Genomic DNA, 5621 nt, shown 5'->3' on the forward strand with positions numbered 1-5621 from the left:
CGCCGTTATCCGCGGCATTCACATACAATTGTCCGACATTGATGAGCAACAATCCCTACAGCCCGACTGGAAACGCCGCGCCGGAATCGCTTCGTAGCGAAGTGCTCCACTGGTGCTGGGTCTTAGGTGCTACTTCACTCGCATGCATTGCATTGCTTCTTGGATGCTTCAGCCTTAGGATGTTAACTTACTTTTGGGGTGTTCGTCCTTCACCAATGCTGTTTCCGTACGATTACCTCCCTTTCTGCTGGTGGATGTGCTGCGTTTGCCAAAGCATCGCTTTCGGCATCTCCGCCAGGACATTTCTGCATCGCAATTGGGGTCGTGGATTTGCGGAGCTCTTTGTTAGCTTGACCCTTACCGCAACAGCATTCGTGTTTCTCGATTCGCTGCACTGAAGGTATTTCGAATCTGCAAACATGAACTGTGGCAAGCGGATAACAAAGCCATCCACCGGAGATCGCGATCCGGCATTTTTGAAGAGGGGCATCAACCGCGCGATCCCGGTGATGGCCATCGTTCTGTCGACATGACGCATGAGACATAGTCGTGCCTGATTCCAAACCATACGAACCACATACGGTGACGGAATCATCAAATGCCGAAAATGCGACATCGAAGTCGGACCTTAGCCGAGCGCGATATGTAGTTGCATACGCTGTTGGCCTATCCGGCTTGGTGGTCGGCCTTCTACCGTCCGCCTTTGTGTTGTACACGTGCCTAGTCTACCTCTTGCCACACTGGGGACTGAACGTGAGCGGCGGCTTTTGGGGAGCCGGGATTGTAATGGCTTGTATGTGGATGATTCCAACGGCTGCAGTTGGGGCGCTCGTACTTGCTGGGGTTTCTCGATTGATTGGAAACGCTGAAACGGCTGGTCCCGCGATGCGTGGCGCAGTGTGTTCGCCAATCGCGTTTCTTTGCTTGATCGCATGCACGATGCTTGCAAGCCACATGGGATTTCACGGATACTGAAGAAAAACGACAGAACCATGGGATGCAACGGAGCGGCGGTGGTGCGGTTTCTCGTGAGCTCAATGTCAACTCCCGCCGCCCGCTGATCCCTGCCGATACACGGGGTCGGCTCTGATCGGCATCAGGCTTTGATTTTCGTTTGCGCGGACGGCCGGCTTTGATGGTGAATCAAGATCGAATGCGGCGTCATGTTTGATCGGGTCGCTGAACACATTGGTCGTGCTCGGACAATAGCCGCTTCGCAATGTTGACTGAATGCAGAGACGATCACCACGTACCGACGCATTGAATCGATTGATGCTTCAAGCCGTGAGTCTGTTTGCGTCGGAACGTCGCGATCTTCAAGCCGGTTCGAGCGTTAGTTGCGCGGTCGATTTGGTGAGCGCGTTACGTTTCCTGACCTGTCCTGAATTCAAACGCGGTCTCGGGGCACCCTTCGCCGCCGGCCGCTGGATGTCTTCTTTTCGTGTCTGGCCGCCGGCTTCGGCAACCCCGATCCCGCAACGCTTTGGCCGACTTCGACAGGAAGAAACTCGATGCTTCAAGCCGTGCGACGTTGCCGGCTTGATTCGATGTGTAACAATGCGTTCAACCGAAGCGGGGTTGAGCCGTCTTGGACGCTTCGCTGGCCACGTTTCCACGCCCCCGCTCGGTTAACGCGACCGTTATCCGACTGAGTATCTCCCTAATGCTCGCTAAAGCTTCATGGTGCTAGACGTCACCTCTTCAACCAAAAGCTCAGTATCTACGCAGATGAAATCCGTCGCTTGTAGTCGCAAATACCTTTTTGCTCGCTCCGTTATGGAGATTGGACTTACCGCCGCCCTGCTCTGTGCTGTTGCGTGGTTCGACTGGATAGTTGCTCTGAGTATCGCATTGCTGGCTGTCATGCCGCTGTGGTTCCTTTGGAAATGCAGAACGATGTATCGCTTTGCATTTGGGAACGGCCAGATCCGCACGCACAAAGTATTTACCAACCATGTAGATATTTCGGCCCCAGCTCACGCTATCCAATCCGTCGCTGTATACCAAGGTGTTGTTGAGTCTATATGCAACGCAGGAACCATTGAAATTGACACGTCGGGAACCAACCTGCAAAATGCGAAATTCGTTTGGCCACACCTTCCCGATCCCGATAGCGTCGCCTCCGAACTGCGAATGCTGGCATCTGGCGCAAACGACGGATAACAATGCGTCGCACCGGAGACGCGGTGGATCGTTTTCTCGTGACCTCAATGTCTTCTCCCGCGTCCCGGTGGACGCTTCCGTTATCCGACTGAAATCGGCTTGATTCGCGCTTTGAACGCAAACCCATTTACGCCACCGGTAGTCACTGCTGACAACCCAGGGAATGACGCCCAAAGCCGACCGTCGACATCTCGCATTACTTCGCTTGCGATCGCGGCCTGCTACGGATGGCTCGCTGTGCTCTTCGCAATCTGGATTCTGGATGGCCTGAACGTTCTTATCCAACGCGAAATTGCGAATCTAATCATACTCACTACACTGTCGGGCACGACGATTGCCGTACTCGTCTACGCGCGACTCCGTTTTGCACGCTCGAGACTGAGAACCTTGTTGTATTCTTGCGCGCTTGCTGGGTTGCAAATGGCGGCGATACACGCGGTCTCAAACCACACTGTCGAGCGGTTTCCGTTTTAAGGCTCGCACCATACGGACGGATAACCATGGCATGCACACGGAGCGGGGCTTGCGGCCGGATTTGAAATGGACAACTTCACTCTCCCCGCCCGGTGATGCCGGTCGTTACACGGGGTCGGCTCTGATCGGCATCAGGCTTTGATTTTCGGATGCGCGGTCGGCCGGCTTTGATGGTGAATCAAGATCGAATGCGGTGTCATGTTTGACCGTGTCGCCGAACACATTGGTCGTGCTCGGACAATAGCCGCTTCGCAATGTTGACTGAATGCAGAGACGATCACCACGTACCGACGCTTTGAATCGATTGACGCCTCAAGCAGCCAAAGTGTTTGCGTCGGAACGTCGCGATCTTCAAGCTGGTTCGTGCTTTTGTTGCGCGGTCGATTTGGTGAATGTTTTACGTTGCCTGACTCGTTCTGGATTCCACCGCGGTCTCGGGGCTCCCTTCGCCGCCGGCCGCTGGATGTCTTCTTTCCGTGTGTGGCCGTTGGCTTCGGAAACCCCGATCCCGCCACGCTTTGGCCGACATCACAATGAAGAAACTCGATGCTTCAAGCCGTGCGACGTTGCCGGCTTGATTCGATGTGTAACAATGCGTTCAACCGAAGCGGGGTTGAGCCGTCTTGGACGCTTCGCTGACCACGTTCCCACGTCCCCGCTCGGTTAACGCGACCGTTACACGGGTTTGACTCTGATCGGCATCAAGCTTTGATGTTCGGATGCGCGGTCGGCCGGCTTTGATGGTGAAGCGAGATCGATCGCGGTGTCATGTTGGGCTTTGTCGCCAAACACATTGGTCGTGCTCGGTCATTAGCCGCATCGCAATGTCGACTGAATGCAGAGACGATCACCACGTACCGACGCCTTCAATCGATTGATGCTTCAAGCTTTGACTTTGTTTGCGTCGGAACGTCGCGATCTTCAAGCCGGTTCGAGCGGTGTTTGCGCGGTCGATTTGGTGAATGTGCTACGTTGCCTGACCTCTCCTGAATTCAAACGCGGTCTCGGGGCTCCCTACGCCGCCGGCCGCTGGATGTCTTCTTTTCGTGTCTGGCCGCCGGCTCCGGCAACCCCGATCCCGCCACGCTTTGGTCGGCTTCGGCCGACATCACAATGAAGAAACTCGATGCTTCAGTCCTTGCGACGTTGCCGGCTTGATTCGATGTGTAACAATGCGTTCAACCGAAGCGGGGTTGGGCTGTTCTGGACGCTTCGCTGACCACGTTTCCACGCCCCCGCTCGGTTAACGCGACCGTTATCCGATCTGAATCGTGAGCGTGAACCCGCACTTCAAACCTGAATGGCCTCCGAATTGGACCAATGCATCCGACGACGGTCTCCGGTCTTACTCTTCACCGGATTCAGTACTGATCCGTGACGACGGCATCTTTCGTTGCGCAGTTGGGACCGCAAACACGACTTTCGTGATGATCTTCAGCCCTATATTTATGGTCTTTTTCGTTCTCGTCTGTTGGTTTGGCATAGATGACTTTCGGGGACGCGTCGCCTTCACGCTCTTCGGAACATTTTGCGGTATTTGCACATTCGGTCTCATCTACGCGCTACTTAAATACCATCGGGACCGTGGCGACTACATCATCATTGACGCCAATGCTTGCCGAGCTATCCTGCCGCGTCACGACTGCCAATTCGCTCTCACTGATGTTCAATGTCTACAACTGCTTACGGGCAGGGACAAGAATGACGAAGTGGTCAACAACTCTGATCTAAACTTGATGGTGGATGTCAACGGTGAAATCATGCGGTATCACGTCATGGGCAATCCGAGCCGAGATCACGCACAAGCGATAGCGAAAGAGATTTCGATTCCGTTGATCGAGCAGTATGTTCCTGACGGATGGTTTCGCTCATCTGATCGGAACTCAAGTGACGGATAACCATGGCATGCACCGGAGTCGGGCTTGCGAGCGTTTTTGCAATGGACAATCAACCTTCCCGACCCGGTGATGCCGGACGTTCGCTGACTGACAAGAATGCAACGCAACGAAGACCAACACGACATTGTTTGCTTTCATCCTACTGCTGTTTCTCGCTGCGTGCGGCTTAGTCGTTTGGGCTACGTATGCGGCGATTGCGGGCCGAGTTCCGACGTGGGCGCGTTTCCTGTTCTTGGCTGCTTTGACTGGTAGCGTCGTCGCTGCGTACCTAACGACATTCCACTACACCTATCTTGCGAATGCCAATACTCGTTTTCACGGTTGGCCAGTTCCTACCGTAATCTTCCAACGCGATGCCCCCGGCGAACCCTGGCTCGACTTTGTTGGCCCAACCGTAGTATTGGCATATCCAATGAATCTCGTGCTGTTTGCGTTCGTTCCCGCGTTGATGGTCCTGGTCGTGTTTTGGTTTTGCAAACGCTCGCAGACACTTTCAACGCAAGCGACGACTGGTGACGTTCCACTGGATACCACGCGAGATACTGCCGATTCGGGTAACCCGTACCAACCCCCGCTCGGCACGTGATAAAATGCAGCGAACCATGCGATGCAACGGAGCCGGGTTTGCACGGTTTCACGAATGGAAAGTCAAACGTCCCGGCCCGCTGATCGCAACCGTTACACGGGCTTGGCTCTGATCGGCATCAAGCTTTGATTTTCGTGTGCGCGGTCGGCCGGCTTTGATGGTGAATCAAGATCGAATGCGGTGTCATGTTTGACCGTGTCGCTGAACACATTGGTCGTGCTCGGACTATAGCCGCACCGCAATGTTGACTGAATGCAGAGACGATCACCACGTACCGACGCTCTGAGTCGATTGATGCTTCAAGCCGTGAGTCTGTTTGCGTCGGAACGTCGCGATCTTCAAGTCGGTTCAAGCATTGTTTGCGCGGTCGATTTGGTGAATGTGCTACGTTGCTCGGCTCGTTCTGAGTTCCACCGCGGTCTCGGGGCACCCTTCGCCGTCGGCCGCTGGATGTCTTCTTTTCGTGTCTGGCCGCCGGCTTCGGAAACCCCGATCCCGCC

At 54.8% G+C, this 5621-nt stretch carries 2 protein-coding genes; both read left to right on the forward strand.

What is annotated here, in order from left to right; all coding sequences use genetic code 11:
• Positions 1 to 1728 precede the first annotated feature (1728 nt).
• Positions 1729 to 2163: a PH domain-containing protein gene (locus tag HFP54_RS24955; protein ID WP_168567276.1), complete on the forward strand. Its 435-nt coding sequence runs from the start codon at positions 1729 to 1731 to the stop codon at positions 2161 to 2163.
• Positions 2164 to 4064: 1901 nt separating this feature from the next.
• On the forward strand, positions 4065 to 4535 hold the full coding sequence (locus HFP54_RS24960; RefSeq protein WP_206036403.1) for a hypothetical protein: 471 nt from the start codon (positions 4065 to 4067) through the stop codon (positions 4533 to 4535).
• Positions 4536 to 5621: the final 1086 nt, after the last annotated feature.

Source organism: Crateriforma spongiae (assembly GCF_012290005.1).
GTDB classification, from domain to species: domain Bacteria; phylum Planctomycetota; class Planctomycetia; order Pirellulales; family Pirellulaceae; genus Crateriforma; species Crateriforma spongiae.